36 protein-coding genes are annotated in these 25,080 nt (G+C 64.1%); 1 reads left to right on the forward strand and 35 read right to left on the reverse strand.

Annotated elements, in window-relative coordinates; genetic code table 11:
• Positions 1-168 precede the first annotated feature (168 nt).
• The 34 genes from rplQ to rpsL all read right to left on the reverse strand — a co-directional run bounded on the left by rplQ (position 169) and on the right by rpsL (position 20,150).
• Positions 169-558: a 50S ribosomal protein L17 gene (rplQ, locus tag NYP07_RS22845; RefSeq protein WP_268154318.1), complete on the reverse strand. Its 390-nt coding sequence runs from the start codon at positions 556-558 to the stop codon at positions 169-171.
• Between the two features lie 97 nt (positions 559-655).
• A complete protein-coding gene (locus tag NYP07_RS22850) occupies positions 656-1,645 on the reverse strand; it encodes a DNA-directed RNA polymerase subunit alpha (protein WP_056194188.1) in 990 nt (329 codons plus the stop codon).
• A gap of 139 nt (positions 1,646-1,784) precedes the next feature.
• Positions 1,785-2,408, reverse strand: a complete 624-nt coding sequence (rpsD, locus tag NYP07_RS22855; RefSeq protein WP_268154324.1) for a 30S ribosomal protein S4 — start codon at positions 2,406-2,408, stop codon at positions 1,785-1,787.
• 220 nt (positions 2,409-2,628) lie between these two features.
• Positions 2,629-3,033: a 30S ribosomal protein S11 gene (gene rpsK / locus NYP07_RS22860; RefSeq protein ID WP_056194196.1), complete on the reverse strand. Its 405-nt coding sequence runs from the start codon at positions 3,031-3,033 to the stop codon at positions 2,629-2,631.
• A 26-nt stretch (positions 3,034-3,059) separates the two neighbouring features.
• Complete coding sequence (rpsM, locus tag NYP07_RS22865; protein ID WP_268154334.1) at positions 3,060-3,425, reverse strand: 30S ribosomal protein S13; 366 nt, start codon at positions 3,423-3,425, stop codon at positions 3,060-3,062.
• 30 nt (positions 3,426-3,455) lie between these two features.
• The gene (gene rpmJ, locus NYP07_RS22870; RefSeq protein ID WP_056194202.1) at positions 3,456-3,569 is read right to left on the reverse strand and encodes a 50S ribosomal protein L36; all 114 of its coding nucleotides are present in this window, start codon (positions 3,567-3,569) and stop codon (positions 3,456-3,458) included.
• A gap of 58 nt (positions 3,570-3,627) precedes the next feature.
• Positions 3,628-3,846: a translation initiation factor IF-1 gene (gene infA, locus NYP07_RS22875; RefSeq protein WP_011830996.1), complete on the reverse strand. Its 219-nt coding sequence runs from the start codon at positions 3,844-3,846 to the stop codon at positions 3,628-3,630.
• A 54-nt stretch (positions 3,847-3,900) separates the two neighbouring features.
• Positions 3,901-5,211: a preprotein translocase subunit SecY gene (gene secY, locus NYP07_RS22880; RefSeq protein ID WP_268154347.1), complete on the reverse strand. Its 1,311-nt coding sequence runs from the start codon at positions 5,209-5,211 to the stop codon at positions 3,901-3,903.
• A gap of 26 nt (positions 5,212-5,237) precedes the next feature.
• Entirely contained in the window at positions 5,238-5,669 is a 432-nt protein-coding gene (gene rplO, locus NYP07_RS22885) for a 50S ribosomal protein L15 (RefSeq protein WP_132576744.1), read from the reverse strand.
• On the reverse strand, positions 5,669-5,851 hold the full coding sequence (gene rpmD, locus NYP07_RS22890) for a 50S ribosomal protein L30 (RefSeq protein ID WP_056877725.1): 183 nt from the start codon (positions 5,849-5,851) through the stop codon (positions 5,669-5,671). Before rpmD ends, rplO begins: the two co-directional genes overlap by 1 nt.
• Positions 5,852-5,871: 20 nt before the next feature.
• On the reverse strand, positions 5,872-6,390 hold the full coding sequence (gene rpsE, locus NYP07_RS22895) for a 30S ribosomal protein S5 (RefSeq protein WP_132576745.1): 519 nt from the start codon (positions 6,388-6,390) through the stop codon (positions 5,872-5,874).
• 18 nt (positions 6,391-6,408) lie between these two features.
• Positions 6,409-6,765, reverse strand: a complete 357-nt coding sequence (gene rplR, locus NYP07_RS22900) for a 50S ribosomal protein L18 (RefSeq protein ID WP_268154353.1) — start codon at positions 6,763-6,765, stop codon at positions 6,409-6,411.
• A gap of 11 nt (positions 6,766-6,776) precedes the next feature.
• A complete protein-coding gene (gene rplF, locus NYP07_RS22905; protein ID WP_268154355.1) occupies positions 6,777-7,310 on the reverse strand; it encodes a 50S ribosomal protein L6 in 534 nt (177 codons plus the stop codon).
• Positions 7,311-7,327: 17 nt separating this feature from the next.
• Complete coding sequence (rpsH, locus tag NYP07_RS22910) at positions 7,328-7,723, reverse strand: 30S ribosomal protein S8 (RefSeq protein ID WP_119046642.1); 396 nt, start codon at positions 7,721-7,723, stop codon at positions 7,328-7,330.
• 26 nt (positions 7,724-7,749) lie between these two features.
• Complete coding sequence (gene rpsN / locus NYP07_RS22915) at positions 7,750-8,055, reverse strand: 30S ribosomal protein S14 (RefSeq protein WP_268154359.1); 306 nt, start codon at positions 8,053-8,055, stop codon at positions 7,750-7,752.
• A gap of 8 nt (positions 8,056-8,063) precedes the next feature.
• On the reverse strand, positions 8,064-8,603 hold the full coding sequence (gene rplE, locus NYP07_RS22920) for a 50S ribosomal protein L5 (protein ID WP_132576749.1): 540 nt from the start codon (positions 8,601-8,603) through the stop codon (positions 8,064-8,066).
• Between the two features lie 10 nt (positions 8,604-8,613).
• A complete protein-coding gene (rplX, locus tag NYP07_RS22925; RefSeq protein WP_268154362.1) occupies positions 8,614-8,928 on the reverse strand; it encodes a 50S ribosomal protein L24 in 315 nt (104 codons plus the stop codon).
• Between the two features lie 23 nt (positions 8,929-8,951).
• Complete coding sequence (gene rplN / locus NYP07_RS22930) at positions 8,952-9,320, reverse strand: 50S ribosomal protein L14 (RefSeq protein ID WP_056194233.1); 369 nt, start codon at positions 9,318-9,320, stop codon at positions 8,952-8,954.
• 277 nt (positions 9,321-9,597) lie between these two features.
• Positions 9,598-10,107: a peroxiredoxin gene (locus tag NYP07_RS22935; protein ID WP_268154365.1), complete on the reverse strand. Its 510-nt coding sequence runs from the start codon at positions 10,105-10,107 to the stop codon at positions 9,598-9,600.
• A gap of 97 nt (positions 10,108-10,204) precedes the next feature.
• Positions 10,205-10,474 (reverse strand): 30S ribosomal protein S17, encoded by a 270-nt coding sequence (gene rpsQ / locus NYP07_RS22940; RefSeq protein ID WP_132576752.1) that lies wholly within the window; start codon positions 10,472-10,474, stop codon positions 10,205-10,207.
• The gene (gene rpmC / locus NYP07_RS22945) at positions 10,471-10,671 is read right to left on the reverse strand and encodes a 50S ribosomal protein L29 (RefSeq protein ID WP_268154368.1); all 201 of its coding nucleotides are present in this window, start codon (positions 10,669-10,671) and stop codon (positions 10,471-10,473) included. The genes rpsQ and rpmC overlap by 4 nt, the downstream gene beginning before the upstream one ends.
• An 11-nt stretch (positions 10,672-10,682) precedes the next feature.
• Positions 10,683-11,099: a 50S ribosomal protein L16 gene (gene rplP / locus NYP07_RS22950; protein ID WP_119046639.1), complete on the reverse strand. Its 417-nt coding sequence runs from the start codon at positions 11,097-11,099 to the stop codon at positions 10,683-10,685.
• Positions 11,100-11,101: 2 nt separating this feature from the next.
• Positions 11,102-11,962, reverse strand: a complete 861-nt coding sequence (gene rpsC, locus NYP07_RS22955) for a 30S ribosomal protein S3 (RefSeq protein WP_268154371.1) — start codon at positions 11,960-11,962, stop codon at positions 11,102-11,104.
• Between the two features lie 14 nt (positions 11,963-11,976).
• Positions 11,977-12,306 (reverse strand): 50S ribosomal protein L22, encoded by a 330-nt coding sequence (rplV, locus tag NYP07_RS22960; RefSeq protein ID WP_088484479.1) that lies wholly within the window; start codon positions 12,304-12,306, stop codon positions 11,977-11,979.
• An 11-nt stretch (positions 12,307-12,317) separates the two neighbouring features.
• Complete coding sequence (gene rpsS, locus NYP07_RS22965; RefSeq protein WP_132576755.1) at positions 12,318-12,596, reverse strand: 30S ribosomal protein S19; 279 nt, start codon at positions 12,594-12,596, stop codon at positions 12,318-12,320.
• Positions 12,597-12,606: 10 nt separating this feature from the next.
• Entirely contained in the window at positions 12,607-13,431 is an 825-nt protein-coding gene (gene rplB, locus NYP07_RS22970) for a 50S ribosomal protein L2 (RefSeq protein ID WP_268154376.1), read from the reverse strand.
• Positions 13,432-13,755: a 50S ribosomal protein L23 gene (gene rplW / locus NYP07_RS22975; RefSeq protein ID WP_268154378.1), complete on the reverse strand. Its 324-nt coding sequence runs from the start codon at positions 13,753-13,755 to the stop codon at positions 13,432-13,434.
• A complete protein-coding gene (gene rplD / locus NYP07_RS22980; RefSeq protein ID WP_132576758.1) occupies positions 13,752-14,372 on the reverse strand; it encodes a 50S ribosomal protein L4 in 621 nt (206 codons plus the stop codon). The genes rplW and rplD overlap by 4 nt, the downstream gene beginning before the upstream one ends.
• Positions 14,372-15,043 (reverse strand): 50S ribosomal protein L3, encoded by a 672-nt coding sequence (rplC, locus tag NYP07_RS22985; RefSeq protein ID WP_268154380.1) that lies wholly within the window; start codon positions 15,041-15,043, stop codon positions 14,372-14,374. The genes rplD and rplC overlap by 1 nt, the downstream gene beginning before the upstream one ends.
• Positions 15,044-15,296: 253 nt before the next feature.
• The gene (gene rpsJ, locus NYP07_RS22990) at positions 15,297-15,608 is read right to left on the reverse strand and encodes a 30S ribosomal protein S10 (protein WP_132576760.1); all 312 of its coding nucleotides are present in this window, start codon (positions 15,606-15,608) and stop codon (positions 15,297-15,299) included.
• 63 nt (positions 15,609-15,671) lie between these two features.
• Positions 15,672-16,862 carry an elongation factor Tu gene (gene tuf, locus NYP07_RS22995; RefSeq protein ID WP_268154382.1) on the reverse strand — a complete coding sequence of 397 codons (1,191 nt, stop codon included), beginning with the start codon at positions 16,860-16,862 and terminating at the stop codon, positions 15,672-15,674.
• A 122-nt stretch (positions 16,863-16,984) separates the two neighbouring features.
• The gene (gene fusA / locus NYP07_RS23000) at positions 16,985-19,090 is read right to left on the reverse strand and encodes an elongation factor G (RefSeq protein WP_268154384.1); all 2,106 of its coding nucleotides are present in this window, start codon (positions 19,088-19,090) and stop codon (positions 16,985-16,987) included.
• Between the two features lie 69 nt (positions 19,091-19,159).
• A complete protein-coding gene (gene rpsG / locus NYP07_RS23005; RefSeq protein ID WP_268154386.1) occupies positions 19,160-19,630 on the reverse strand; it encodes a 30S ribosomal protein S7 in 471 nt (156 codons plus the stop codon).
• A gap of 145 nt (positions 19,631-19,775) precedes the next feature.
• Positions 19,776-20,150, reverse strand: a complete 375-nt coding sequence (gene rpsL / locus NYP07_RS23010; RefSeq protein WP_056194784.1) for a 30S ribosomal protein S12 — start codon at positions 20,148-20,150, stop codon at positions 19,776-19,778.
• Between the two features lie 172 nt (positions 20,151-20,322).
• Here rpsL and NYP07_RS23015 point away from each other — a divergent pair, with 172 nt between their 5' ends.
• Entirely contained in the window at positions 20,323-20,796 is a 474-nt protein-coding gene (locus NYP07_RS23015; RefSeq protein ID WP_268154390.1) for a PIN domain-containing protein, read from the forward strand.
• Between the two features lie 56 nt (positions 20,797-20,852).
• Here the strand turns inward: NYP07_RS23015 and rpoC are convergent, their stop codons facing one another.
• Positions 20,853-25,070, reverse strand: coding sequence for a DNA-directed RNA polymerase subunit beta' (rpoC, locus tag NYP07_RS23020; protein WP_268154392.1), 4,218 nt, complete (start codon positions 25,068-25,070; stop codon positions 20,853-20,855).
• Between the last annotated feature and the right edge of the window lie 10 nt (positions 25,071-25,080).

Here is a 25,080-nt window from a genome sequence, read left to right on the forward strand (position 1 = left end):
ATCCGGCTTCCTTCAGACCCACAGTCACCCGCGGAACCCTTGCCATTGGCTAACCATTCCCCTTGCCGGGCTGATAGAGGACTCTCACCTCCGAGTAGGTGCACCCTGCCGGGCGCACCGCAAAAAAGCCCGCTCAAGGCGGGCTCTGCAGATCAGCCGGGGCTGAGCTTATTCGGCGGCAACGCCTTCGGTCTCACCTTCGGGGCGGTCCACCAGTTCGACGAAGGCCATGGGCGCGTTGTCGCCGACGCGGAAGCCCATCTTCAGGATGCGGGTGTAGCCGCCCGGGCGGTTCGCGAAACGCGGGCCCAGCTCGTTGAAGAGCTTGCCGACGATGTCGCGGTCGCGCAGGCGGTCGAAAGCCAGGCGGCGGTTGGCCAGCGTGGGTTCCTTGGCGAGCGTGATCAGGGGCTCGACGACACGACGCAGTTCCTTGGCCTTGGGGACCGTGGTCTTGATGGCTTCGTGCTGCAGCAGCGAAACGCACATATTGCGCAGCATGGCAGCGCGGTGGGCGCTGGTGCGGTTGAGTTTGCGGAGGCCGTTACGGTGACGCATGGTGCTATTCCTTTCACTTCGTTAATGCCGCCAGCCGGATCAGGTACTGGCGGGTGCACCGGTCGGGGTTGGTCAACGCCCCGACCACTTCAAAAAATCAACGCTTGTCGAGACCCTGCGGAGGCCAGTTCTCGAGGCGGGCGCCGAGGGTGAGGCCGCGGGAAGCCAGGACTTCCTTGATCTCGTTGAGCGACTTGCGACCCAGGTTGGGGGTCTTCAGCAGTTCGGTCTCGGTGCGCTGGATCAGGTCGCCGATGTAGTAGATGTTTTCGGCCTTCAGGCAGTTAGCCGAACGCACCGTCAGCTCGAGCTCGTCGACCGGGCGCAGCAGGATCGGGTCGAAGCTGCTGGAGCGCTGGGCCGGCTGGTCGAAGGCGTCGACCAGGTCGGTGCCTTGCAGCTGGGCGAAGACGGCCAGTTGCTCGACCAGGATCTTGGCCGAGGCACGGATCGCTTCCTCGGGCGAGATGGCGCCGTTGGTTTCGATTTCCATGACCAGCTTGTCCAGGTCGGTACGCTGCTCGACGCGGGCGTTCTCGACGGCGTAGCTGACGCGCTTGACGGGCGAGAACGAGGCGTCGAGCACGATGCGGCCGATGCTCTTGGTCGGCTCGTCGCCGAAGCGGCGCATCGTGCCGGGCACATAGCCGCGGCCCTTCTCGACCTTGATCTGCATGTCGAGCTTGCCGCCTTGCGACAGGTGGGCGATGACGTGCTCGGGGTTGATGATCTCGACGTCGTGCGGGGTCTGGATGTCGGCCGCGGTGACGGGGCCTTCACCTTCCTTGCGCAGGACCAGGGTCACTTCCTCGCGGTTGTGCAGGCGGAAGACGACGCCCTTGAGGTTCAGCATGATGTGAACCACGTCCTCTTGCACGCCGTCGATGGCCGAGTACTCGTGCAGCACGCCGGCGATCGTCACTTCCGTCGGCGCATAACCCACCATCGACGAGAGCAGCACACGGCGCAGGGCATTGCCCAGGGTGTGACCGTAGCCGCGTTCGAACGGCTCCAGCGTGACCTTGGCGCGATGACCGCCCAGGGGCTCCACGTTGATGGACTTGGGTTTGAGCAAGTTGGTTTGCATGAGGTCTTTCTTTCAATACCCTCGGTTCGTTACACCGATAAGGCTGAGGACCAGCCGGGCAGAGCCTTCGAAGGGCAACTAGGCCCGGACGAGGAAACGCCGACCGCGCCCAGGTGGACGCGGTCGGCGGGGGGAACGATTAACGCGAGTACAACTCGACGATCAGCGATTCGTTGATCTCGGCGCCGAACTCGTCGCGGTCCGGGGCCTTCTTGAACACGCCTTCCAGCTTGGTGCCGTCGACGGCCACCCAGGCCGGCAGACCGATGGAGTCGGCCAGCTTGAAGGCCTCGGTCACGCGCAGCTGCTTCTTGGCCTTTTCGCGCACGGCCACGGTGTCACCGGCCTTGACCAGATAGGAAGCGATGTTGACGACCTCGCCGTTCACCGTCACGCCCTTGTGCGAAACCAGTTGACGGGCTTCTGCACGCGTCGAGCCGAAGCCCATGCGGTAGACGACGTTGTCCAGACGCGATTCCAGCAGCTGCAGCAGGTTCACGCCGGTCGAGCCCTTGCGGCGTTCGGCCTCGGCGAAGTAGCGGCGGAACTGACGCTCGAGCACGCCGTACATGCGCTTGACCTTCTGCTTCTCGCGCAGCTGCAGGCCGAAGTCGCTGGTGCGCTGGCCCGAGGTGCGGCCGTGCTGGCCGGGCTTGCTGTCGAACTTGGCCTTGTCGCTGATGGCGCGGCGGGCGCTCTTCAGGTAGAGGTCAGTGCCTTCACGGCGGGAAAGTTTGGCCTTGGGGCCGAGGTAGCGTGCCACTTTGAGTGTCCTTGTTCAATCTGACGCCAGGGTTTGCCTGACGCGAGTCCAGCCGGTGTTGTTGTGGGCTTGGACGGTGGGCTTATGAGCTGATCTCGAAAGGAGATTGACTCAAGACTGAAGCCGGCGCGGCACAAAGTGCCCGCCGGCTCCGGGAAAACGCGCGATTATCGCACTGTCATCCGCTTCTGCAATATCCCTGTCACCGAGAGGTGGGGGTTTAGATGCGACGACGCTTCTGCGGACGGCAGCCGTTGTGCGGCACCGGCGTCACGTCGGAGATCGAGTTGATGCGGATGCCCAGCGCCGCAAGAGCACGCACCGACGACTCACGACCCGGGCCGGGGCCCTTGATCTTGACGTCCAGGTTCTTGATGCCCTGCTCTTGAGCGGCACGGCCGGCCACCTCAGCCGCCACCTGGGCTGCGAAGGGCGTCGACTTGCGCGAGCCCTTGAAGCCCTGGCCACCCGACGAAGCCCAGGACAGGGCGCCGCCTTGACGGTCGGTGATGGTGATGATGGTGTTGTTGAACGAGGCGTGGACATGCGCGATGCCGTCAGCGACGTTCTTGCGGACCTTCTTGCGAACGCGTTGAGCCGCCGAATTGTTGGGAGCCTTTGCCATATTGACCTTCTTTCAGTTCGGGCAGCTTACTTCTTGCCGGTCGCCGCCGACTTGCGCGGACCCTTGCGGGTGCGGGCATTCGTGCGGGTGCGCTGGCCGCGCATCGGCAGGCCGCGGCGGTGACGGAAACCGCGGTAGCAGCCGAGGTCCATCAGGCGCTTGATGTTGATGGATTGCTCGCGGCGCAGATCGCCTTCGATGGTCAGCTTGTTGACCTCGTCACGGATCTTTTCGAGATCGCCGTCGGTCAGATCCTTGACCTTCTTGTCGAACGGAATGCCGCAGGTGGTGCAGATCTTCTGGGCGGTCGTACGGCCAATGCCGTAGATCGAGGTCAGACCGATCTCAGTGTGCTTTTGCGGCGGAATGTTGATACCAGCAATACGTGCCATGGTGGTCCTCTAGTCCTGTCGTGCGGCCAATCAGCCCTGGCGCTGCTTGTGGCGCGGGTCGGTGCAGATCACACGCACCACGCCCTTGCGGCGGATGATCTTGCAATTGCGGCACATCTGCTTCACGGATGCCGAAACTTTCATGGTCTGCTCCTTGGCCTAACTCTTATGCGCTCTTGACGCGTCCGGGGGTTCAAACAGCTCACTTCGCCCGGAACACGATGCGAGCACGACTCAAATCGTAGGGCGTCAGCTCCACGGTCACCTTGTCGCCGGGGAGGATGCGGATGTAGTGCATCCGCATCTTGCCGGAGATGTGACCGAGAACGACATGCCCGTTCTCCAACTTCACACGAAACGTCGCATTGGGGAGGTTCTCAAGAATCTCACCCTGCATCTGGATGACGTCGTCTTTCGACATGTCTGCGCTTCGTGTGGGTTAAATCAATTTTTTCCCATGTACAGCTTCGGGCCCTCAGTTGGGCTTGAAGCTGGCCTTCTTCAGCAGCGATTCGTACTGCTGACTCATGATGTAGCTCTGCACCTGGGCCCAGAAGTCCATCGTCACGACGACGATGATCAACAGCGAGGTGCCACCAAAGTAGAACGGCACGTTGTACTTCAGCGTCAGGAACTCGGGCAACAGGCAGACCAGCGTGATGTAGATCGCACCGGCCAGCGTCAGCCGCGACAGGATCTTGTCGATGTGCTTTGCGGTCTGTTCACCCGGGCGGATGCCGGGGATGAACGCGCCGCTCTTCTTCAGGTTGTCGGCCGTCTCACGGCTGTTGAACACCAACGCCGTGTAGAAGAAGCAGAAGAACACGATCGCCGCCGAGTACAGCAGCACATAGATCGGCTGGCCCGGGCGGACCATGTCCGCCAGATCCTTCAGCCAGCGCAGGCCGTCACCGGTCGCGAACCAGCTCACCACCGTTGTCGGCAGCAGGATGATGGACGACGCGAAGATCGGCGGGATCACGCCCGACATGTTCAGCTTCAGCGGCAGGTGCGACGACTGGCCGCCATAGACCTTGTTGCCGACCTGGCGCTTGGCGTAGTTCACCAGGATCTTGCGCTGGCCACGCTCGACGAACACGACACCGAAGGTCACGGCGACCACGACGGCGACGACGAAGATTGCCGAGCCAGGGCCCATCGCACCGGTCCGCACCAGCTCGAACAGGCCGCCGATGGCGCCCGGCAGACCCGCGGCGATACCGCCGAAGATCAGGATCGAGATGCCATTGCCCAGACCGCGCTCGGTGATCTGCTCACCCAGCCACATCAGGAACATCGTGCCGGCCACCAGGCTGGATACGGCCGTCAGGCGGAAGCCGAAACCGGGACTGATCACGAGACCGGCAGAGCCTTCCAGCGCCAGCGCGATCGACAGGCTCTGGAACAGAGCCAGGCCCAGCGTGCCGTAACGGGTGTACTGGGTGATCTTGCGGCGGCCCGCCTCGCCTTCCTTCTTCAGCTGCTCCAGCGTCGGGACGACATAGGTCATCAGCTGGATGACGATGGAAGCCGAGATGTAAGGCGTGATGCCCAACGCGAACACGGTGAAGCGCGACAGCGCGCCGCCCGAGAACATGTTGAACAGGCTCAGGATGCCACCGGCCTGACCCTTGAAGAATTGGGCCAGCTGGTTCGGGTCGATACCGGGCACGGGGATATGCGCCCCGATGCGGTAGACGACCAGAGCCAGCAGCAGGAACACAAGCCGGCGACGCAGGTCGCCGAACTTGCCGCTCTTGGCCAGCTGATTCGCGTTGGTAGCCACGCTGGATCAGTTCCTTGTGCGCTGGTTTAAGCGACCGAGCCGCCCGCCGCCTCGATGGCCGCCTTGGCGCCCTTCGTGGCGTTCACGCCCTTCAGCGTGACCTTGCGCTCGATGGCGCCAGACAGGATGACCTTGACCGACTTGGCCAGCTGCGGCACGAGGCCGACGGCCTTCAGCGTCGACACGTCGATCTCGTCGCCGGCCAGGACTTGCAGGTCCGACAGCGTGATCTCGGCGTTGTACTTCAGCGTCAGCGACTTGAAGCCGCGCTTGGGCAGGCGACGCTGCAGCGGCATCTGGCCGCCTTCGAAGCCGACCTTGTGGTAGCCACCGGCGCGCGACTTCTGGCCCTTGTGACCGCGACCCGCGGTCTTGCCCAGGCCCGAGCCGATGCCACGGCCGACACGGCGCTTGGCGTGCTTGGCGCCCTCTGCGGGCTTGATCGTGTTGAGTTCCATCACAGCACCTGAACCAGGTAGGCGATCTTGTTGATCATGCCGCGCACGGCGGGCGTGTCTTCCAGCGTGCTCTGGCTGTTCAGCTTGCGCAGACCCAGGCCGACCACGGTGGCACGGTGCGAGGCGCGGCAGCCGATGGGGCTGCGCACCAGCTTGACCGTCACGGTTTTCTTGTCAGACATCTTGTGCTCCGCTCTGGCGATCAGTTGAAGATTTCTTCAACCGTCTTGCCGCGCTTGGCAGCGACTTCCGACGCCGTCGTGGAACGCTTCAGAGCGTCCAGCGTGGCGCGGACCATGTTGTAAGGGTTGGTCGAACCGTGGCTCTTGGTCACGATGTCGGTCACGCCCATCACTTCGAAGACGGCGCGCATCGGGCCGCCGGCGATGACGCCGGTACCGGCAGGAGCCGGAGCCATGATCACGTGAGCCGCACCATGCTCGCCCACCACGTTGTGGTGGATGGTGCCGTTCTTGAGCTGGACCTTGACCATATTGCGGCGGGCCGATTCCATGGCCTTCTGCACCGCGACCGGCACTTCCTTGGCCTTGCCCTTGCCCATGCCGATGCGGCCATCGCCGTCACCGACCACGGTCAGCGCCGCGAAGGACAGCGTACGGCCGCCCTTCACCACCTTGGTCACGCGGTTCACCGCGATCATCTTTTCCTTCAGGCCGTCGTCATTGCCTTCGGTCTGCGCGCGGGGTTGAAACTTTGCCATTTCGTATTCCTTGATGCGTCAGAACTGCAGACCGGCTTCGCGGGCGGCCTCGGCCAGCGCCTTGACGCGGCCGTGGTAGGCGAAACCGGCACGGTCGAACGCGACCTTCTCGACGCCGGCGGCCTTGGCCTTCTCGGCGATGCGCTTGCCGATCAGCGCCGCAGCGGCGACGTTGCCGCCATTGCTCAGCTGTTCGCGCACTTCCTTCTCGACCGTGGAGGCCGAGGCCAGCACACGGGCGCCGTCTTCGGAAATGACTTGGGCGTAGATGTGGGTGTTGGAGCGCAACACGGTCAGACGGGCCACGCGCTGGATCGCGATGCGAGCGCGGGTCTGGCGCGAACGACGCAGGCGTTGTTCTTTCTTGGTCATCATGGCGCTGCTCCTTACTTCTTCTTGGTCTCTTTGAGGGAGACCTTCTCGTCCGAGTAACGGATGCCCTTGCCCTTGTAGGGCTCGGGCGGACGGAAGGCGCGCACCTCGGCGGCGATCTGGCCGACGACCTGGCGGTCAGCGCCCTTGATGATGATTTCCGTCTGGGTCGGGCACTCGACCTTGATGCCGGCCGGCATGTCCTTCACCACGGGGTGGGAGAAACCGATCTGCAGGTTGAGCTTCTGGCCCTGGGCCTGGGCGCGGAAGCCCACGCCGACCAGGTTCAGCTTCTTCTCGAAGCCCTTGCTGACGCCGTTGACCATATTGGCCACCAGCGCGCGCATCGTGCCACTCATCGCATCGGCTTCGGCCGATTCGTTCACGGGCACGAAGCTCAGCTTGCCGGCTTCGTTCTTGACGGTGACGAGCTTGTTCGACGGACGCACCAGCGTGCCGAGCGAGCCCTTGACGCTGATGGCTTCAGCGCCGATGGTCACGTCCACGCCTTGCGGGACGTTGACCGGCATTTTTCCAACGCGGGACATTGTGGGTACTCCTTCGCTTAGGCGACGTAGCAGAGCACCTCGCCGCCGATACCGGCAGCGCGGGCCTTGCGGTCCGTCATGACGCCTTGCGGGGTCGTCACAATCGCCACGCCCAGGCCGTTCATGACCTGAGGAATGTCGTGGCGGCCCTTGTAGATGCGCAGGCCGGGACGGCTGACACGCTCGATGCGCTCGATGACCGGACGGCCAGCGTAGTACTTCAGCGAGATTTCCAGTTCCGGACGGGCGGCTTCGCCACGCACGGCGAAGTCGTCGATATAGCCTTCGTCCTTCAGGACCTTGGCAATCGCCACCTTCAGCTTGGACGACGGCATCACAACGTTCGTCTTTTCGACGATCTGCGCGTTGCGGATGCGGGTCAGCATATCGGCGATGGGATCACTCATGCTCATTTGCGATATCTCCTATCAGCCGATGATTACCAGCTGGCCTTGACGACACCGGGGATGTCGCCCTTGAAGGCCAGTTCACGGATCTTGTTGCGGGCCAGACCGAACTTGCGGAAGGTGCCGCGCGGACGACCCGTCAGCTCGCAGCGGTTGCGCAGGCGAGTCGGGTAGGCATTGCGGGGCAGCTTTTGCAGCTCGAGGCGGGCGGCGTAGCGCTCTTCCTCGGACTTCTTGCCGTCGTCGATGATGGCCTTCAGTTCGGCGTACTTCTTGGCGAACTTGGCGACCAGCGCCTCGCGCTTCAGCTCACGTTGTTTGATCGAGAGTTTTGCCACGGGTCACCTCAGTTCTTGAACGGAAACTTGAACGCAGCCAGCAGAGCCTTGGCTTCGTCGTCCGTCTTGGCAGTCGTCGTGATGCTGATGTTCAGACCACGCAGAGCATCCACCTTGTCGTACTCGATCTCGGGGAAGATGATTTGCTCTTTGACGCCGATGTTGTAGTTGCCACGGCCGTCGAACGAGCGGCCGGAGATACCACGGAAGTCGCGAACGCGCGGCAGCGCGATCGTCACGAAGCGGTCCAGGAATTCGTACATCTGGACGCCACGCAGGGTGACCATCGCACCGATGGGCACGCCGTCGCGGATCTTGAAGCCGGCGATGGCCTTCTTGGACTTGGTGACCACGGGCTTCTGGCCGGCGATCTTGGTCAGGTCGCCCACGGCGTGATCCATGACCTTCTTGTCGGCGACCGCCTCGCTCACGCCCATGTTGAGCGTGATCTTGGTGATGCGGGGCACCTCCATGACCGACTTGTAGCCGAACTTCTCGACCAGGCCGGGCACGATTTTTTCGCGGTAATGCGTTTGCAGACGAGCCATGTCGGACCTCTTAAGCCTTGATCTCTTCGCCGGTCGACTTGAAGACGCGCACCCGCTTGCCGTCGACGAGCTTGACGCCCACGCGATCGGCCTTGCCGGACGCGGCATTGAAGATCGCCACGTTGGATTGATGGATGGGCATGGTCTTGTCGACGACGCCGCCGGTGGTGCCCTTCATGGGGTTGGGCTTGACGTGCTTCTTCACGACATTGACGCCTTCGACCACGACGTGGTCGGCATCGGTGCGCGCGGACACGGCGCCGCGCTTGCCCTTGTCGCGGCCGGTCAACACGATGACCTGGTCGCCGGTACGGATCTTGTTCATGGCTTACCTCAGACAGTGGGGGCTCAGAGCACCTCGGGCGCCAGCGACACGATCTTCATGAAGCGCTCGGTGCGCAGTTCGCGCGTGACCGGGCCGAAGATGCGGGTGCCGATGGGCTCCAGCTTGGCGTTGAGCAGCACGGCGGCATTGCCGTCGAACTTGACGAGCGAGCCGTCCTGGCGGCGCACGCCCTTGGCGGTGCGAACGACCACGGCGCTGTAGACCTCGCCCTTCTTCACGCGACCACGCGGGGCAGCTTCCTTGATGCTGACCTTGATGATGTCGCCAATGTGCGCATAGCGGCGCTTGGAGCCGCCCAGCACCTTGATGCACTGAACCGACTTCGCGCCAGTGTTGTCCGCGACATCAAGCCGCGATTGCATTTGAATCATGTCTGTCCCCAACTTGTCCCGAAAGGCGCGAAGCGTCAGTCGGTCAGTCTTGGGCCCGTAAGTCGATCAGTTCGCGGCGTTGCACCACTCGCTGCCCGACGGTTGAGGGCGGATCCGAGGCCACAGCACATTGCTCATGTGCCTAGCGTTCGGCGAAGCTGCGCATTATGCAGTGAGAACCCTGGGGCCGTCAATGCCTGGCGCAGAAGTTTTTGCTGGACCCGCGGCGCAGGCCCAGCGGGGTCGAGCCGGTTCGGGCCGGCTCGACCGGGATGCATCAGGCCGACTTGGCCTGGCCCAGCATCGTCGCGGCGTCGCTGACCTCGAACTTGCCCGGACCTTCGACGTTCAGCGTCTTGACGACACCGTCCTTGACCAGCATCGAGTAGCGCTGCGAGCGCAGGCCCATGCCCTTGGCGGTCAGGTCCAGCGTCAGGCCGGTGGCCTGGGCGAAGGCGGCGCTGCCATCGGCCATCATGCGCACCTTGCCGGCCGTCTTCTGGTCACGCCCCCAGGCGCCCATGACAAAGGCGTCGTTGACCGACACGCACCAGATCTCGTCGACGCCGGCCGCCTTCAGCGCCTCGGCGGATTCGACATAGCCGGGCACATGCTTGGCCGAGCAGGTCGGCGTGAAGGCGCCGGGCAGGCCGAAGATGGCGATGGTCTTGCCGGCCGTGGCCTTCTCGATGTCGAAGCTGTTGGGGCCGAGCGAGCAGCCCTCGCCTTCCACTTCGATGAATTCCTGCAGGCTGCCAGCCGGCAGCTTGTCGCCAACCTTGATCATGGTGTCGTTCCTCGGTGAATGGGATTCTCAAAACAAAAAAACCGGCCCGCCAGTTGCCCAGCGCGCCGGTTGTGCAGCGGTCATGCGACCGTTGTCTTTAGACGATCTCGGCCTTCTCGACCAGGCGGGTCACGACCCAGCTCTTGGTCTTGGAGATCGGACGGCCTTCGCTGATCTCGACCACGTCGCCCATCTTGTACTCGCCCTTTTCGTCGTGGGCGTGGTACTTGCGGGAACGGGCCACGATCTTGCCGTAGAGCTCGTGCTTGGCGCGACGCTCGACCAGGACGGTGACCGTCTTGGCGCGCTTGTCGCTGACCACGCGACCCACCAGGGTGCGGGTGTTCTTCACTTGGGCCTCAGTCATTTCGCGGCCTCCTTCTTCTTTTGTGCCAGAACAGTCTTGGCACGCGCGATGTCGCGGCGGGTCTTGCCCAGCTGGCTGTGGTTGGTCAGCTGCTGGGTGGCCTTTTGCATGCGCAGGCCGAAGTGGGCCTTCAGCAGGTCGGTCACTTCCTTTTCGAGGGCAGCGACGTCCTTGGCGCGGAGTTCAGTTGCTTTCATGGTGTCCTTCCTCAGGTACCGACCTGGCGGGCCACGAAGGTGCAGCGCAGCGGCAGCTTGGCAGCGGCCAGCGTGAACGCCTCGCGAGCCAGCTCTTCCGGCACGCCGTTGACCTCGTAGATCACCTTGCCCGGCTGGATCTCGGCGACGTAGTACTCGGGGTTGCCCTTGCCGTTACCCATACGGACTTCGGCAGGCTTTTGCGAGATGGGCTTGTCCGGGAAGACGCGGATGAAGATCCGGCCGCCACGCTTGATGTGGCGGGAGATCGCGCGGCGAGCCGCCTCGATCTGGCGGGCCGTCAGGCGGCCGCGCTCGGTGGCCTTCAGGCCGAAATCACCGAAAGACACCGCGGCGCCACGGGTCGCAACACCAGTGTTGCGGCCCTTCTGCTCCTTGCGGTATTTACGACGAGCGGGTTGCAGCATGCTTATTCTCCTTTGGCCTCACCGGCAGCGGGAGCCTTGCGGATCACACGCTTGCCAGCGGGCTTGGCTGCGTCACCCGTGGGGGCGGCGGCAGCGGGCTGATCTGCTCCGTCACGCGGGCCACGGTCGCCACCCGGGCGGCCACGGCCACCGGGAGCGCCCGGACGGGCGTTACGGCGCGGGCGACGATCGTCTTCGGCGCCAGCGGGGGTGTTGATGACGGGGGCCTCGCCATTGGCCAGGCGGTCACCGCGGTAGACCCAGACCTTGACGCCGATGACGCCGTAAGTGGTCTTGGCCTCGGAGAAGCCGTAGTCGATGTCGGCCTTCAGGGTGTGCAGGGGCACACGACCTTCGCGATACCACTCGGTACGAGCGATTTCGATGCCGTTCAGGCGACCGGCGCTCATGATCTTGATGCCCTGGGCGCCCAGACGCATGGCGTTCTGCATCGCGCGCTTCATCGCGCGGCGGAACATGATGCGCTTTTCGAGCTGCTGGGTGATCGAGTCGGCGATCAGTTGGGCATCGACTTCGGGCTTGCGCACTTCTTCGATGTTGACGGCGACGGGCACGCCCAGACGCTTGGTCAGCTCGGCCTTCAGCGCTTCGATGTCCTCGCCCTTCTTGCCGATCACGACGCCCGGACGAGCCGAGAAGATCGTGATGCGGGCGTTCTTGGCGGGGCGCTCGATCAGGATGCGCGAGACGGCGGCATTCTTGAGCTTGGCCTTCAGGTAGTCGCGAACCTGCAGGTCTTCGGCCAGCATCGTGGCGAAGTTCTGGTTGTTCGCGTACCAGCGCGAAGCCCAGTTACGGGTGACAGGAAGGCGGAAGCCAACCGGATGGATTTTCTGTCCCATAGTCTTCTTGCGCCTTAGTTGCCGACAGCCACGAAGATGTGGCAGGTGGGCTTGCTGATGCGGTTGCCGCGGCCCTTGGCGCGAGCCGAGAAGCGCTTCAGCGTGGCACCCTGTTCGACGTAGATCGAGGTGACCTTGAGCTCATCGATGTCAGCGCCGTCGTTGTGCTCGGCGTTGGCGATGGCGCTTTCCAGCGCCTTCTTGATGATCAGGGCCGCCTTCTTCTGGGTGAAGGTCAGGATGTTGAGGGCGTGGTCCACCTTCTTGCCGCGGATCATGTCCGCCACGAGGCGGCCCTTGTCACACGACAGGCGAACGCCGCGAACGATTGCTTTGGTTTCCATCGTCGGCATCCTTACTTCTTACCGGCCTTCTTGTCGGCCGGGTGGCCCTTGAAGGTGCGGGTCAGTGCGAATTCACCCAGCTTGTGGCCAACCATCTGGTCGGACACATAGACCGGCACATGCTGCTTGCCGTTGTGCACGGCGATCGTCAGACCGATGAACTCGGGCAGGATCGTGGAGCGACGCGACCAGGTCTTGATGGGCTTCTTGTCCTTGTTGGCCACAGCCTTGTCGACCTTGACCATCAGGTGATGGTCGACGAAGGGGCCTTTCTTCAGCGAGCGAGTCATGGCCTAGCCCTTACTTCTTGCGACGCGAAACGATGAACGTCTGCGTGCGCTTGTTGTTGCGAGTGCGGTAGCCCTTGGTCATCGTGTTCCAAGGCGAAACCGGGACCTGGCCTTCGCCGGTGCGGCCTTCGCCACCACCGTGCGGGTGGTCCACCGGGTTCATGGCGACGCCGCGGACTGTCGGGCGGACGCCCTTCCAGCGGATCGCGCCGGCCTTGCCGTACTGACGCAGGCTGTGCTCTTCGTTGCTCACTTCACCGATGGTGGCGCGGCAGTCGATGTGCACGCGGCGGACTTCGCCGGAGCGCAGGCGGACCTGGGCGTAGACGCCTTCACGAGCCATCAGGACGGCGGAAGCGCCAGCCGAACGGATCATCTGGGCACCCTTGCCGGGCAGCAGTTCGATGCAGTGGATGGTCGAACCCACCGGGATGTTGCGGATCGGCAGCGTGTTGCCAGCCTTGATCGGCGCTTCGGCGCCGCTCAGGATGGTTGCGCCGACTTCCAGGCCGCGCGGGGCGATCACGTAGCGGCGCTCGCCGTCGGCGTAGCACACCAGCGCGATGTGGGCGGTGCGGTTCGGGTCGTACTCGATGGTCTCGACCTTGGCCGGAATGCCGTCCTTGTTGCGCTTGAAGTCGACCACGCGGTAGTGGTGCTTGTGACCACCGCCCTTGTGGCGAATCGTGATGTGACCGTTGTTGTTGCGGCCGGAGTTCTGGATTTGCGGCTCAAGCAAGGCTGCATGGGGCGCGCCCTTGTGCAGATGCTTGTGCACCACCTTGACGACGCCACGGCGGCCGGGCGAAGTCGGCTTGACTTTGACGATGGCCATTTATGCGGCCTCCCCGAAATTGAGCTCTTGACCGGCCTTGAGGGCCACATAGGCCTTCTTGACGTGGTCACGGCGGCCGGCGCGGCCACCGAAGCGCTTGGTCTTGCCCTTGACCTGGACGACGTTGACCGACTCGACCTCGACCTTGAACATCAGTTCAACGGCGGCCTTGATCTCGGGCTTGGTGGCGTCGCGCAGGACCTTGAACAGCACCTGGTTGTGCTTCTCGGCGACTTGCGTGGCCTTTTCGGACACGATGGGCGCGAGCAGCACCGAGGCCAGACGGCCTTCTGCAAACTTGGTGGCGGATTGCTTGGAAGTCATGCCAGCATCTCCTTGAGTTGCTCGACCGCGGCCTTGGTCACCAGCACCTTCTTGTAGAAGACCAGCGACAGGGGGTCGGCGTAGCGCGGCTCGACGACGAGCACGTTGGCCAGGTTGCGCGAGGCCAGCAGCAGGTTGTCGTCCACGGTGTCGGCGATGACCATCACCGAGTCCAGGCCCATGGCCTTGAACTTGGCGGCCAGCAGCTTGGTCTTGGGGGCTTCGACCGAGATCGAATCCACCACGGCCAGGCGGCCTTCACGGGCCAGCTGCGACAGGATCGCAGCCATGCCGGCGCGGTACATCTTCTTGTTCAGCTTGTGCGAGAAGTTCTCGTCAGGCAGGTTCGGGAAGATGCGGCCGCCCCCGCGCCACAGCGGCGACGAGGTCATACCGGCACGAGCGCGGCCGGTGCCCTTCTGGCGGAAAGGCTTCTTGGTCGAGTGATGGACCTGTTCACGGTCCTTCTGGGCGCGGGTGCCTTGGCGGGCGTTGGCCTGGAAGGCCACGACCACCTGGTGCACCAGGGCTTCGTTGTAGTCGCGAGCGAAGACGGTGTCAGGCGCGTCCACCTTGGCGGTGGCCTGACCCTGCTCGTTCAGGAGCTCGAGCTGCATCAGTTGGCTCCCTTCTTGATCTTGACCTTGACGGCGGGGCGCACGACCACATGGCCGTTCTTGGCGCCCGGCACCGCACCGCGGACCAGCAGCAGCTGACGGGCTTCGTCAACGCGCACGATGTCCAGGTTCTGGGTGGTGACGGTCTCGTCGCCCATATGGCCGGTCATCTTCTTGCCCGGGAACACGCGACCCGGGTCCTGCGCCATCGAGATCGAGCCCGGCACGTTGTGCGAACGGCTGTTGCCGTGCGACGCGCGCTGCGAGCTGAAGTTGTGGCGCTTGATGGTGCCGGCGTAGCCCTTGCCGATGGACGTGCCCTGCACGTCGACCAGCTGGCCGGCGGCGAACAGCGTCACCGGGACGGTCGCGCCAGCTTGGTACTGGGCGGCGACGTCGGCTTCGACGCGGAATTCCTTGAGGATTCGACCGGCTTCGACACCCGCCTTGGCGAGGTGGCCGGCTTCCGGCTTGGTCACGCGCGAAGCTTTGCGCGCACCGAACGCCACCTGGATGGCGCTGTAGCCGTCGGTCTCTTGGGTCTTGACCTGGGTCACGCGGTTGTTGGACACGTCCAGCACCGTCACGGGAATGGCATCGCCATCGTCCGTGAAGATGCGCATCATGCCCACCTTGCGGCCCAGCAAACCGAGACGGTTGCTCAGACTCATGTTTTTCTCCAGCCCCAATCGCTCTCGCGACCGAAGCCATTACGAACACCCGACATCGATTGGCCGGGCTGACCTTGCTGCGCCGCGTCAGCGGTGCAGCGCGAACCTGGTCCCGCGCAAGCGGGGCCAGAAAAGCTAGCGAGTATAGCTTGAGGGATAGTCCTGATGCAAGCGTTGCACCAAAGACAAGGCCCCGGCCCGTCGAGACAGGGCCGGGGCCTCGGGAATTCCACAGGCCCGGAGGCCTGGGAAATCACTGCAGCTTGATTTCGACGTCGACGCCGGCGGGCAGGTCGAGCTTCATCAGCGCGTCGACCGTCTTGTCGGTCGGATCGACGATGTCCATCAGGCGCTGGTGGGTGCGGATCTCGAACTGGTCGCGGCTGGTCTTGTTGACGTGCGGCGAACGCAGGATGTCGAAACGCTCCAGGCGGGTCGGCAGGGGCACGGGGCCCTTGACGATGGCGCCGGTGCGCTTGGCGGTCTCGACGATCTCGAGGGCCGACTGGTCGATCAGCTTGTAATCAAACGCCTTCAGGCGGATGCGGATCTTTTGCTTTTGCATGACGTTTCCTTAAAGAGCGGGGTGAGCACCGGGCGGCAGCCACCCGGTGCACGTCACGCGTGATTACTCGAGGATCGTGGCGACGACGCCAGAACCGACGGTGCGGCCACCTTCACGGATGGCGAAGCGCAGGCCCTGCTCCATCGCGATCGGCGCGATCAGCTTCACGGTGATGCCGACGTTGTCGCCGGGCATGACCATTTCCTTGTCCTTGGGCAGTTCCACCGCGCCGGTCACGTCCGTCGTGCGGAAGTAGAACTGGGGACGGTAGTTGTTGAAGAACGGTGTGTGGCGGCCGCCCTCTTCCTTGCTCAGAACGTAGATCTCAGCGGTGAAGTGGGTGTGGGGCTTGATGGTGCCGGGCTTGGCCAGCACTTGGCCGCGCTCGACGTCTTCGCGCTTGGTGCCGCGCAGCAGGATGCCGACGTTGTCGCCCGCCTGGCCCTGGTCCAGCAGCTTGCGGAACATTTCGACGCCCGTGACCGTGGTCTTCTGGACTTCGCGGATGCCGACGATTTCGATTTCTTCGCCGACCTTGATCACGCCGCGCTCGACGCGACCGGTCACGACGGTGCCGCGGCCGGAGATGGAGAACACGTCTTCCACGGGCAGCAGGAAGGCGCCGTCAACGGCACGGTCGGGCTGGGGGATGTAGGTGTCCAGCGCGTCGGCCAGGCGCATGATGGCTTGCTCGCCCAGGTCGCCGGTGTCGCCTTCCAGGGCCAGCTTGGCCGAGCCCTTGACGATGGGGGTGTCGTCACCGGGGAAGTCGTACTTGGAGAGCAGTTCGCGCACTTCCATTTCGACGAGCTCGAGCAGCTCGGCGTCGTCGACCATGTCGCACTTGTTCAGGAAGACGATGATGTACTTCACGCCGACCTGGCGGGCCAGCAGGATGTGCTCGCGGGTCTGGGGCATCGGGCCGTCAGCGGCCGAGCACACCAGGATGGCGCCGTCCATCTGGGCGGCGCCGGTGATCATGTTCTTGACGTAGTCGGCGTGGCCGGGGCAGTCCACGTGCGCGTAGTGGCGGTTGGCCGTCTCGTACTCGACGTGGGCGGTGTTGATCGTGATGCCGCGGGCCTTTTCTTCGGGCGCTGCGTCGATCTGGTCGTAGGCCTTGGCCTCGCCGCCGAACTTCTTGGACAGCACCGTCGCGATCGCCGCCGTCAGCGTCGTCTTGCCGTGGTCCACGTGACCGATCGTGCCCACGTTCACGTGCGGCTTGGTCCGTTCAAACTTGCCTTTTGCCATTTCAATTCTCCAAAAAGAGCATCTCGCCAGTCTGTTGGTTTAGCGTTTCCGCAGCGCCCGTGATTCCCGCCGACTGGCCAAGCGGGTGGACTGCTGCGAAGACGATTCGGTTCAGAAGCGGATCAGGACTTGCCGCGCGCCAGGATGATGGCGTCGGCAACGTTCTTGGGCGCTTCGGAGTAGTGCTTGAACTCCATCGTGTAGGTCGCGCGACCTTGCGTGGCCGAGCGCAGCGACGTGGAGTAGCCGAACATTTCGCTCAGCGGCACTTCGGCCTTGATGACCTTGCCACCGCCGACCATGTCGTCCATGCCCTGCACCATGCCGCGACGGCTGGACAGGTCACCCATGACGGTACCGGCGTAGTCTTCCGGCGTCTCGACTTCCACGGCCATCATCGGTTCGAGGATGACGGGGCTGGCGCGACGCATGGCTTCCTTGAAACCCATGGAGGCGGCCATCTTGAACGCGTTTTCGTTCGAGTCCACGTCGTGGTAGGAACCGAAGGTCAGCGTGGCCTTGACGTCGACGACCGGGAAGCCGGCCAGCACGCCGTTCGGCAGGCTGTCGATGATGCCCTTCTCGACCGCGGGGATGTACTCGCGAGGAACCACGCCGCCCTTGATGGCGTCGACGAACTCGAAGCCCTTGCCCGGCTCCTGCGGTTCGAGCGTCAGCACGACGTGACCGTACTGGCCCTTGCCGCCGGACTGGCGCACGAACTTGCCTTCGACGTCGGTCGCGGTCTTGCGGATGGTTTCGCGGTAGGCCACCTGCGGCTTGCCGACGTTGGCTTCCACGCCGAACTCGCGCTTCATGCGGTCGACGATGATTTCCAGGTGCAGCTCGCCCATGCCGGAGATGATGGTCTGGCCGGACTCTTCATCGGTGCGCAGACGGAAGGACGGGTCTTCGGCAGCCAGACGGCCCAGCGCGATGCCCATCTTTTCCTGGTCGGCCTTGGTCTTGGGCTCGACGGCCTGCGAGATCACCGGCTCCGGGAAGATCATCTTCTCGAGCGTGATGACGGCTTCGGGGTCGCACAGGGTTTCGCCCGTGGTGACGTCCTTCAGGCCCACGCAGGCGGCGATGTCGCCGGCCAGAATTTCCTTGATTTCCTCACGCTGGTTGGCGTGCATCTGCAGGATACGGCCGATGCGCTCCTTCTTGCCGCGGATCGGGTTGTAGACGGTCGCGCCCGACTGCAGCACGCCCGAGTAGACGCGCACGAAGGTCAGCTGGCCGACGTAGGGGTCGGTCATCAGCTTGAAGGCCAGCGCCGAGAACTTCTCCTCGTCGGTGCGCTGACGCGTGATGGGCTGGTCGTCTTCGTCGGTGCCCGAGACCGGCGGGATGTCCAGCGGCGACGGCAGGAAGTCGATGACGGCGTCCAGCATGCGCTGCACACCCTTGTTCTTGAAGGCGGTGCCGCAGAGCATCGGCTGGATCTCGGTCGCGATGGTGCGCTGACGGATCGCGAGCTTGATCTCTTCCTCGGACAGATCACCCGTCTCGAGGTATTTGTTCATCAGCTCTTCGGTGGCTTCGGCGGCGGCCTCGACCATCTTCTCGCGCCATTCCTGGGCGACACCGACGAGGTCGGCGGGGATGTCTTCGAAGGTGAACTTCATGCCCTGGGAGGCTTCGTCCCAGATGATGGCCTTCATCTTGAAGAGGTCCACCACGCCCTTGAAGTTTTCCTCGGCGCCGATGGGAATGACCACGGGCACGGGATTGGCCTTCAGGCGGGTCTTCATCTGGTCGACGACCTTGAAGAAGTTCGCGCCGGTGCGGTCCATCTTGTTCACGAAGGCAAGACGGGGCACCTTGTACTTGTTGGCCTGGCGCCAGACGGTTTCCGACTGGGGCTGCACGCCACCCACGGCGCAGTACACCATGCAGGCGCCGTCCAGCACGCGCATCGAACGCTCCACCTCGATGGTGAAGTCGACGTGTCCGGGGGTGTCGATGATGTTGAAGCGGTGCTCGGGGTAGGACATGTCCATGCCCTTCCAGAAGCAGGTCGTCGCGGCCGACGTGATCGTGATGCCGCGCTCTTGCTCCTGCTCCATCCAGTCCATCGTGGCGGCGCCGTCGTGCACTTCACCGATCTTGTGGTTCACACCGGTGTAGTAGAGGATGCGTTCGGTCGTGGTGGTCTTGCCGGCATCGATGTGCGCGGAGATACCGATATTGCGGTAGCGCTCGATGGGGGTTTTGCGGGCCATGGTTTGCTCCAGAAGACAGGAGCCGCCAGCGGGTTGGTGTAAACCCGAGGCGGCCGAAAGACGATGAGTTTAGAAGCGGAAGTGCGAGAACGCCTTGTTGGCTTCTGCCATGCGGTGAACTTCGTCGCGCTTCTTCATCGCGCCGCCACGGCCTTCGGAGGCCTCCAGCAGTTCATTGGCCAGGCGTTGGGCCATCGACTTCTCACCGCGCTTGCGAGCGGATTCCTTGAGCCAGCGCATGGCGAGGGCCATCCGGCGGACGGGGCGAACTCCCACGGGAACTTGGTAGTTCGCACCGCCGACACGGCGGGACTTCACTTCAACCATGGGCTTCACGTTGTTCAGGGCGACCATGAACACTTCCAGCGGATCCTTGCCGATCTTCTTCTCGACCTGGTCCAGGGCACCGTAGATGATGCGCTCGGCGACGGCCTTCTTGCCCGATTCCATGATGACGTTCATGAACTTGGACAGATCGACGGAACCGAACTTGGGGTCCGGCAGGATCTCGCGCTTGGGTACTTCGCGACGACGTGGCATGGGATTCTTCCTTCTGCTTCAGTTGGAGGGGCTTTTTTGCCTCGCTCCGCTGGACGACCACCGACATCTGGGGCCATCCACTTACTCGGCCAGATTGGCCGCAACAACGTTGGGTCAGCGATAGAGCTGAGCCCGAACAGACGATTTACTTCTTCGGACGCTTCGCGCCGTACTTGGAGCGCGACTGCTTGCGATCCTTGACGCCCTGCAGGTCGAGGGAGCCGCGGACGATGTGGTAACGCACACCCGGCAGGTCCTTCACACGGCCGCCGCGCACCAGCACGACGCTGTGCTCTTGCAGGTTGTGGCCTTCGCCGCCGATGTAGGAGATGACCTCGAAGCCGTTGGTCAGGCGCACCTTGGCGACCTTACGCAGAGCCGAGTTCGGCTTCTTCGGCGTGGTGGTGTAGACGCGGGTGCAGACACCGCGGCGCTGCGGGCAGTTCTGCATCGCAGGCGACTTGGACTTGGTGACCTCGGCCTCTCGACCGTGGCGCACCAGCTGATTGATGGTTGGCATAAAGCGACTTGTTCCCGTTTGAAGTCAGTGAGCCCCGCTTTTCGGGCGCGTTGCCGGCGCACTTGCGTGCGCCCACGGCAATACGACGCCCAAAAGGCGGAGAGCCGAGGATTGTAGTCCGCCGGCAACTTCGGCACAAGGGCTCGAACGGGCGACCGTTTAAGCTGGCGGCATGGACACCGCCGCTCCGCACGCTTCCGCCATCGACGGCCCCGACGCCCTCCCGGCCATCGTCATCGACACCCAGGTCGTCATGGACTGGCTGGTGTTCCGCGATGCACGCGTGGCGGCGCTGACCGCTGCCGTCACGTCGGGCGCACTGCGCTGGCTGGTGGCACCGGCGATGCGCGACGAGATCCGCCATGTGCTGGGCCGCGGCGTGGCGGCCAGCTACACGCCGGACCTGGCCTTCATCGAGGCGCAGCTCGATGCGCACGCAGTCGCCGTCGACGCCATCGCGCAGCAGCCTCTCGCCGGCCGACTGGTCTGCCGCGATCCCGACGATCAGAAGTTCATCGACCTCGCGCTGTCCGGCGGCGCACGCTGGCTGGTCTCGCGCGACAAGGCGGTGCTGGCACTGGCCAGGCGTGCGCTGCCGCGCGGGCTGCTGATCGTCAAGCCCGAGAACTTCAGGGCGTCGGAATGAAAAAGCCGCCCGCGGCCTGAACCGGGGCGGCTTGAGGGGCGAAGGCCCCGTGGCGCTTACTCGGCGGCGCCGTCGCCGGCGTCCACACCTGCCATCTGCGCGGCGGCCAGCTCTTCAGCCTCCTGCAGGGCAATGGCGCGGCGCTCGGCGTCGTCCATCGCTTCCTTGGCGCGGCGTGCCTCGTGGAAGGCCATGCCGGTGCCAGCCGGGATCAGGCGGCCGACGATGACGTTTTCCTTCAGGCCACGCAGCTCGTCGCGCTTGCCCATGATGGCCGCCTCGGTGAGCACGCGGGTGGTTTCCTGGAAGGACGCAGCGGAGATGAAGGAATCCGTCGACAGCGAGGCCTTGGTGATGCCCAGCAGCACGTCCGCATGGGTGGCAATCATCTTGCCTTCCTTGCGCAGCTTGTCGTTGGTGTCCAGCAGCTCGGAGCGCTCGACCTGCTCGTTCAGGATGTAGTGCGAATCGCCCGGGTTGGTGATGGTCACGCGACGCAGCATCTGGCGAACGATCACCTCGATGTGCTTGTCGTTGATCTTCACGCCCTGGAGTCGGTACACGTCCTGGACTTCGTCGACGATGTAGCGCGCCAGTTCCTCGATGCCCAGCAGGCGCAGGATGTCCTGCGGGTCCGCCGCGCCGTCGACGATCAGTTCGCCACGGTTGACCACCTGGCCTTCGTGCACCAGGATGTTCTTTTCCTTGGGCACCAGTTCCTCGTGGGCCTTGCCGTCGGGGTCGGTGATCTGCAGGCGGATCTTGCCCTTGGTCTCCTTGCCGAACGACACCGTGCCGGTCTGCTCGGCCAGCACGCCGACGTCCTTCGGGCTTCGCGCTTCGAACAACTCGGCGACACGCGGCAGACCGCCGGTGATGTCGCGGGTCTTCTGGCCTTCGACCGGGATGCGGGCGAGCACTTCACCGGGCAGCAGTTCCTGACCGTCGCGGATCTGGATCAGCGCGCCGACCTGGAAGCCAATGGCCACCGAGTGGTCGGTCCCGGGGATCTTGACCTCGTGGCCCTGCGCGTCCAGCAGCTTGACCTGCGGACGCACGACCTTGGCGGCGCCGCGGCGCTTCGGGTCGATGACGACCAGGGTCGACAGGCCGGTCACCTCGTCCACCTGCTTGGCGACGGTCACGCCTTCCTCGACGTTCTCGAACTTCGCCTGGCCGGCGAATTCCGTGATGATCGGGCGGGTCAGCGGATCCCAGTTCGCCAGCACCAGGCCGGCCTTGATGGCCTGGCTGGGCTTGATGTTCAGGATCGCGCCATAAGGCACCTTGTGGCGCTCGCGCTCGCGGCCGTGCGGGTCGGCAATGATGATCTCGCCGGAGCGGGAAATCACGACCAGCTCGCCCTTGCCGTTGGTCACGTAGCGCATCGTCGCGTTGAAGCCGATGATGCCGTCCGACTTGGCTTCCACGCTCGAAGCAACGGCCGCGCGCGACGCGGCGCCGCCGATGTGGAAGGTCCGCATCGTCAGCTGCGTGCCGGGTTCGCCGATGGACTGGGCGGCGATGACGCCGACGGCCTCACCGACGTTGACCAGGCCGCCGCGGCCGAGGTCGCGGCCATAGCACTTGGCGCACAGGCCGAAGCGCGTGCCGCAGGTCAGCGGCGTGCGGACCTTGATCTCGTCGACGCCGGCCTGCTCCAGCACATCGAGGACGTCCTCGTCGAGCATGTTGCCGGCGGCCAGCAGCGGGGCCTGCGTCTCGGGGTGGACGACGTCGATCGCGGCGACGCGGCCGAGCACGCGGTCGCGCAGCGATTCGATGACTTCACCGCCTTCGACCAGGGCGCGCATGGCCATGCCGTTGTCGGTGCCGCAATCGTCTTCCGTGACGACCAGGTCCTGGGTCACGTCGACGAGGCGGCGCGTCAGGTAGCCGGAGTTCGCGGTCTTCAGCGCCGTGTCGGCCAGACCCTTGCGGGCGCCGTGCGTGGAGATGAAGTACTGCAGAACGTTGAGGCCTTCGCGGAAGTTCGCGGTAATCGGCGTCTCGATGATGGAGCCGTCAGGCTTGGCCATCAGGCCGCGCATGCCGGCCAGCTGGCGGATCTGGGCCGCGCTACCGCGGGCACCCGAGTCGGCCATCATGTAGATCGAGTTGAAGGACTCCTGGTCGACGGTCTTGCCGTTGCGATCCACGGTCTTCTCGACCTTCAGGTGGTCCATCATCTTCTTGCCGATTTCGTCACCGGCCTTGCCCCAGATGTCCACGACCTTGTTGTAGCGCTCGCCGGCGGTCACGAGACCGGAGACGTACTGCTGCTCGATCTCCTTGACCTCGCTCTCGGCGCGCTCGATCAGCGTGTGCTTCTGCGCGGGCACCAGCATGTCGTCGATGGCGATGGAGATGCCGGCGCGCGTGGCCAGGCGGAAACCGCTTTGCAGCAGCTTGTCGGCCAGCACCACGGTTTCCTTCAGGCCGCACTTGCGGAAGGAGGTGTTGATCAGCCGGCTGATCTCCTTCTTCTTCAGTGCCTTGTTGATGTTGCTGAAGGGCAGGCCCTTGGGCAGGATTTCCGATAGCAGCGCGCGGCCGGCGGTGGTGTCCACGAGCTTGGTCTCGGGCTCGAACTCACCCGTTTCCTTGTTCTTGGTCCACTCGGTCAGGCGCACGCTGATCTTGGCGGTGATCTCGACGGCACCGTTCTCCAGCGCGCGGATGATCTCGGGGATGTCCGAGAAGATCAGGCCTTCGCCCTTGCCGTTGGTGCGCTCGCGGGTGGCGTAGTACAAGCCCAGCACCACGTCCTGCGACGGCACGATGGAGGGCTCGCCGGAGGCCGGGAACAGCACATTGTTGGAGGCCAGCATCAGCGTGCGGGCTTCCATCTGCGCCTCGATGGACAGCGGCACGTGGACGGCCATCTGGTCACCGTCGAAGTCGGCGTTGAAGGCCGAGCAGACGAGGGGGTGCAGCTGGATGGCCTTGCCTTCGATCAGCACGGGCTCGAAGGCCTGGATGCCGAGGCGGTGCAGCGTCGGGGCGCGGTTCAGCAGGACCGGGTGTTCCTTGATGACTTCTTCAAGAATGTCCCAGACCACCGGCGTGCCGGATTCGACCTCCTTCTTCGCGGCCTTGATCGTCGTCGCGATGCCCATGGCTTCGAGACGGCTGAAGATGAAGGGCTTGAACAGCTCCAGCGCCATCAGCTTGGGCAGGCCGCACTGGTGCAGCTTGAGCGTCGGGCCCACGGTAATGACCGAACGACCCGAGTAGTCGACGCGCTTGCCCAGCAGGTTCTGACGGAAGCGACCGCTCTTGCCCTTGATCATGTCGGCCAGCGACTTGAGGGCGCGCTTGTTCGCGCCGGTCATGGCCTTGCCGCGGCGGCCGTTGTCCAGCAGCGAGTCGACGGCTTCCTGCAGCATGCGCTTTTCGTTGCGCACGATGATCTCGGGGGCCTTCAGCTCCAGCAGGCGGGCCAGGCGGTTGTTGCGGTTGATGACGCGACGGTAGAGGTCGTTCAGGTCGGAGGTCGCGAAGCGGCCGCCGTCCAGCGGCACCAGCGGACGCAGGTCCGGCGGCAGCACGGGCAGCACGTCCAGCACCATCCAGTTCGGCTTGATGCCGGACTTCTTGAAGGCTTCCATGACCTTCAGGCGCTTGGAGTTCTTCTTGACCTTGAGCTCGGAGCCGGTCATGTCGTTGCGCAGGCGATCGATCTCGATGTCGAGATCCATCTCCTCCAGCAGCTTCTTGATGCCCTCGGCGCCCATCAGCGCGATGAACTCGTCGCCGTACTCGACGCGCTTGGCGTCGTAGTCGTCCTCGCTCATGATCGAGAACTTCTTCAGCGGCGTCATGCCCGAGTCGACGACGACATAGGCCTCGAAGTACAGCACGCGCTCGATGTCGCGCAGCGTCATGTCGAGCACCAGGCCCAGACGCGACGGCAGCGACTTCAGGAACCAGATGTGGGCGCAGGGCGCGGCCAGGTCGATGTGACCCATGCGCTCGCGGCGCACCTTGGTCTGCGTGACTTCAACGCCGCACTTCTCGCAGATGACGCCGCGGTGCTTGAGGCGCTTGTACTTGCCGCACAGGCACTCGTAGTCCTTGATCGGACCAAAGATCTTGGCGCAGAACAGGCCGTCACGCTCGGGCTTGAAGGTGCGGTAGTTGATGGTCTCGGGCTTCTTCACCTCGCCGAACGACCAGCTGCGGATCTTCTCCGGGGAGGCCAGGCCGATCTTGATGGCATCGAAATGCTCATCCGGGGTGAATTGCTTGAAAAGGTCGAGTAGTCCCTTCATGCATCTGCTC

The sequence above is a fragment of the Pelomonas aquatica genome (assembly GCF_026712205.1).
Taxonomy (GTDB): domain Bacteria; phylum Pseudomonadota; class Gammaproteobacteria; order Burkholderiales; family Burkholderiaceae_C; genus Pelomonas; species Pelomonas aquatica.

Bases quoted from the DNA above. Each gene is read 5' to 3' on its own strand.
- rplQ (WP_268154318.1), bottom strand. From the start codon at position 558: ATGCGTCACCGTAACGGCCTCCGCAAACTCAACCGCACCAGCGCCCAC.
- NYP07_RS22850 (WP_056194188.1), bottom strand. From the start codon at position 1,645: ATGCAAACCAACTTGCTCAAACCCAAGTCCATCAACGTGGAGCCCCTG.
- rpsK (WP_056194196.1), bottom strand. From the start codon at position 3,033: ATGGCAAAGGCTCCCAACAATTCGGCGGCTCAACGCGTTCGCAAGAAG.
- rpsM (WP_268154334.1), bottom strand. From the start codon at position 3,425: ATGGCACGTATTGCTGGTATCAACATTCCGCCGCAAAAGCACACTGAG.
- rpmJ (WP_056194202.1), bottom strand. From the start codon at position 3,569: ATGAAAGTTTCGGCATCCGTGAAGCAGATGTGCCGCAATTGCAAGATC.
- infA (WP_011830996.1), bottom strand. From the start codon at position 3,846: ATGTCGAAAGACGACGTCATCCAGATGCAGGGTGAGATTCTTGAGAAC.
- rplO (WP_132576744.1), bottom strand. From the start codon at position 5,669: ATGGAACTCAACACGATCAAGCCCGCAGAGGGCGCCAAGCACGCCAAG.
- rpmD (WP_056877725.1), bottom strand. From the start codon at position 5,851: ATGTCTGACAAGAAAACCGTGACGGTCAAGCTGGTGCGCAGCCCCATC.
- rpsE (WP_132576745.1), bottom strand. From the start codon at position 6,390: ATGGCAAAGTTTCAACCCCGCGCGCAGACCGAAGGCAATGACGACGGC.
- rplR (WP_268154353.1), bottom strand. From the start codon at position 6,765: ATGATGACCAAGAAAGAACAACGCCTGCGTCGTTCGCGCCAGACCCGC.
- rplF (WP_268154355.1), bottom strand. From the start codon at position 7,310: ATGTCCCGCGTTGGAAAAATGCCGGTCAACGTCCCGCAAGGCGTGGAC.
- rpsH (WP_119046642.1), bottom strand. From the start codon at position 7,723: ATGAGCATGAGTGATCCCATCGCCGATATGCTGACCCGCATCCGCAAC.
- rplE (WP_132576749.1), bottom strand. From the start codon at position 8,603: ATGGCTCGTCTGCAAACGCATTACCGCGAAAAAATCGTGCCCGGCCTG.
- rplX (WP_268154362.1), bottom strand. From the start codon at position 8,928: ATGAACAAGATCCGTACCGGCGACCAGGTCATCGTGTTGACCGGCCGC.
- rplN (WP_056194233.1), bottom strand. From the start codon at position 9,320: ATGATTCAAATGCAATCGCGGCTTGATGTCGCGGACAACACTGGCGCG.
- NYP07_RS22935 (WP_268154365.1), bottom strand. From the start codon at position 10,107: ATGATCAAGGTTGGCGACAAGCTGCCGGCTGGCAGCCTGCAGGAATTC.
- rpsQ (WP_132576752.1), bottom strand. From the start codon at position 10,474: ATGACTGAGGCCCAAGTGAAGAACACCCGCACCCTGGTGGGTCGCGTG.
- rpmC (WP_268154368.1), bottom strand. From the start codon at position 10,671: ATGAAAGCAACTGAACTCCGCGCCAAGGACGTCGCTGCCCTCGAAAAG.
- rplP (WP_119046639.1), bottom strand. From the start codon at position 11,099: ATGCTGCAACCCGCTCGTCGTAAATACCGCAAGGAGCAGAAGGGCCGC.
- rpsC (WP_268154371.1), bottom strand. From the start codon at position 11,962: ATGGGACAGAAAATCCATCCGGTTGGCTTCCGCCTTCCTGTCACCCGT.
- rplV (WP_088484479.1), bottom strand. From the start codon at position 12,306: ATGGAAACCAAAGCAATCGTTCGCGGCGTTCGCCTGTCGTGTGACAAG.
- rpsS (WP_132576755.1), bottom strand. From the start codon at position 12,596: ATGACTCGCTCGCTGAAGAAAGGCCCCTTCGTCGACCATCACCTGATG.
- rplB (WP_268154376.1), bottom strand. From the start codon at position 13,431: ATGGCCATCGTCAAAGTCAAGCCGACTTCGCCCGGCCGCCGTGGCGTC.
- rplW (WP_268154378.1), bottom strand. From the start codon at position 13,755: ATGACTTCCAAGCAATCCGCCACCAAGTTTGCAGAAGGCCGTCTGGCC.
- rplD (WP_132576758.1), bottom strand. From the start codon at position 14,372: ATGCAGCTCGAGCTCCTGAACGAGCAGGGTCAGGCCACCGCCAAGGTG.
- rplC (WP_268154380.1), bottom strand. From the start codon at position 15,043: ATGAGTCTGAGCAACCGTCTCGGTTTGCTGGGCCGCAAGGTGGGCATG.
- rpsJ (WP_132576760.1), bottom strand. From the start codon at position 15,608: ATGCAAAAGCAAAAGATCCGCATCCGCCTGAAGGCGTTTGATTACAAG.
- tuf (WP_268154382.1), bottom strand. From the start codon at position 16,862: ATGGCAAAAGGCAAGTTTGAACGGACCAAGCCGCACGTGAACGTGGGC.
- fusA (WP_268154384.1), bottom strand. From the start codon at position 19,090: ATGGCCCGCAAAACCCCCATCGAGCGCTACCGCAATATCGGTATCTCC.
- rpsG (WP_268154386.1), bottom strand. From the start codon at position 19,630: ATGCCACGTCGTCGCGAAGTACCCAAGCGCGAGATCCTGCCGGACCCC.
- rpsL (WP_056194784.1), bottom strand. From the start codon at position 20,150: ATGCCAACCATCAATCAGCTGGTGCGCCACGGTCGAGAGGCCGAGGTC.
- NYP07_RS23015 (WP_268154390.1), top strand. From the start codon at position 20,323: ATGGACACCGCCGCTCCGCACGCTTCCGCCATCGACGGCCCCGACGCC.
- rpoC (WP_268154392.1), bottom strand. From the start codon at position 25,070: ATGAAGGGACTACTCGACCTTTTCAAGCAATTCACCCCGGATGAGCAT.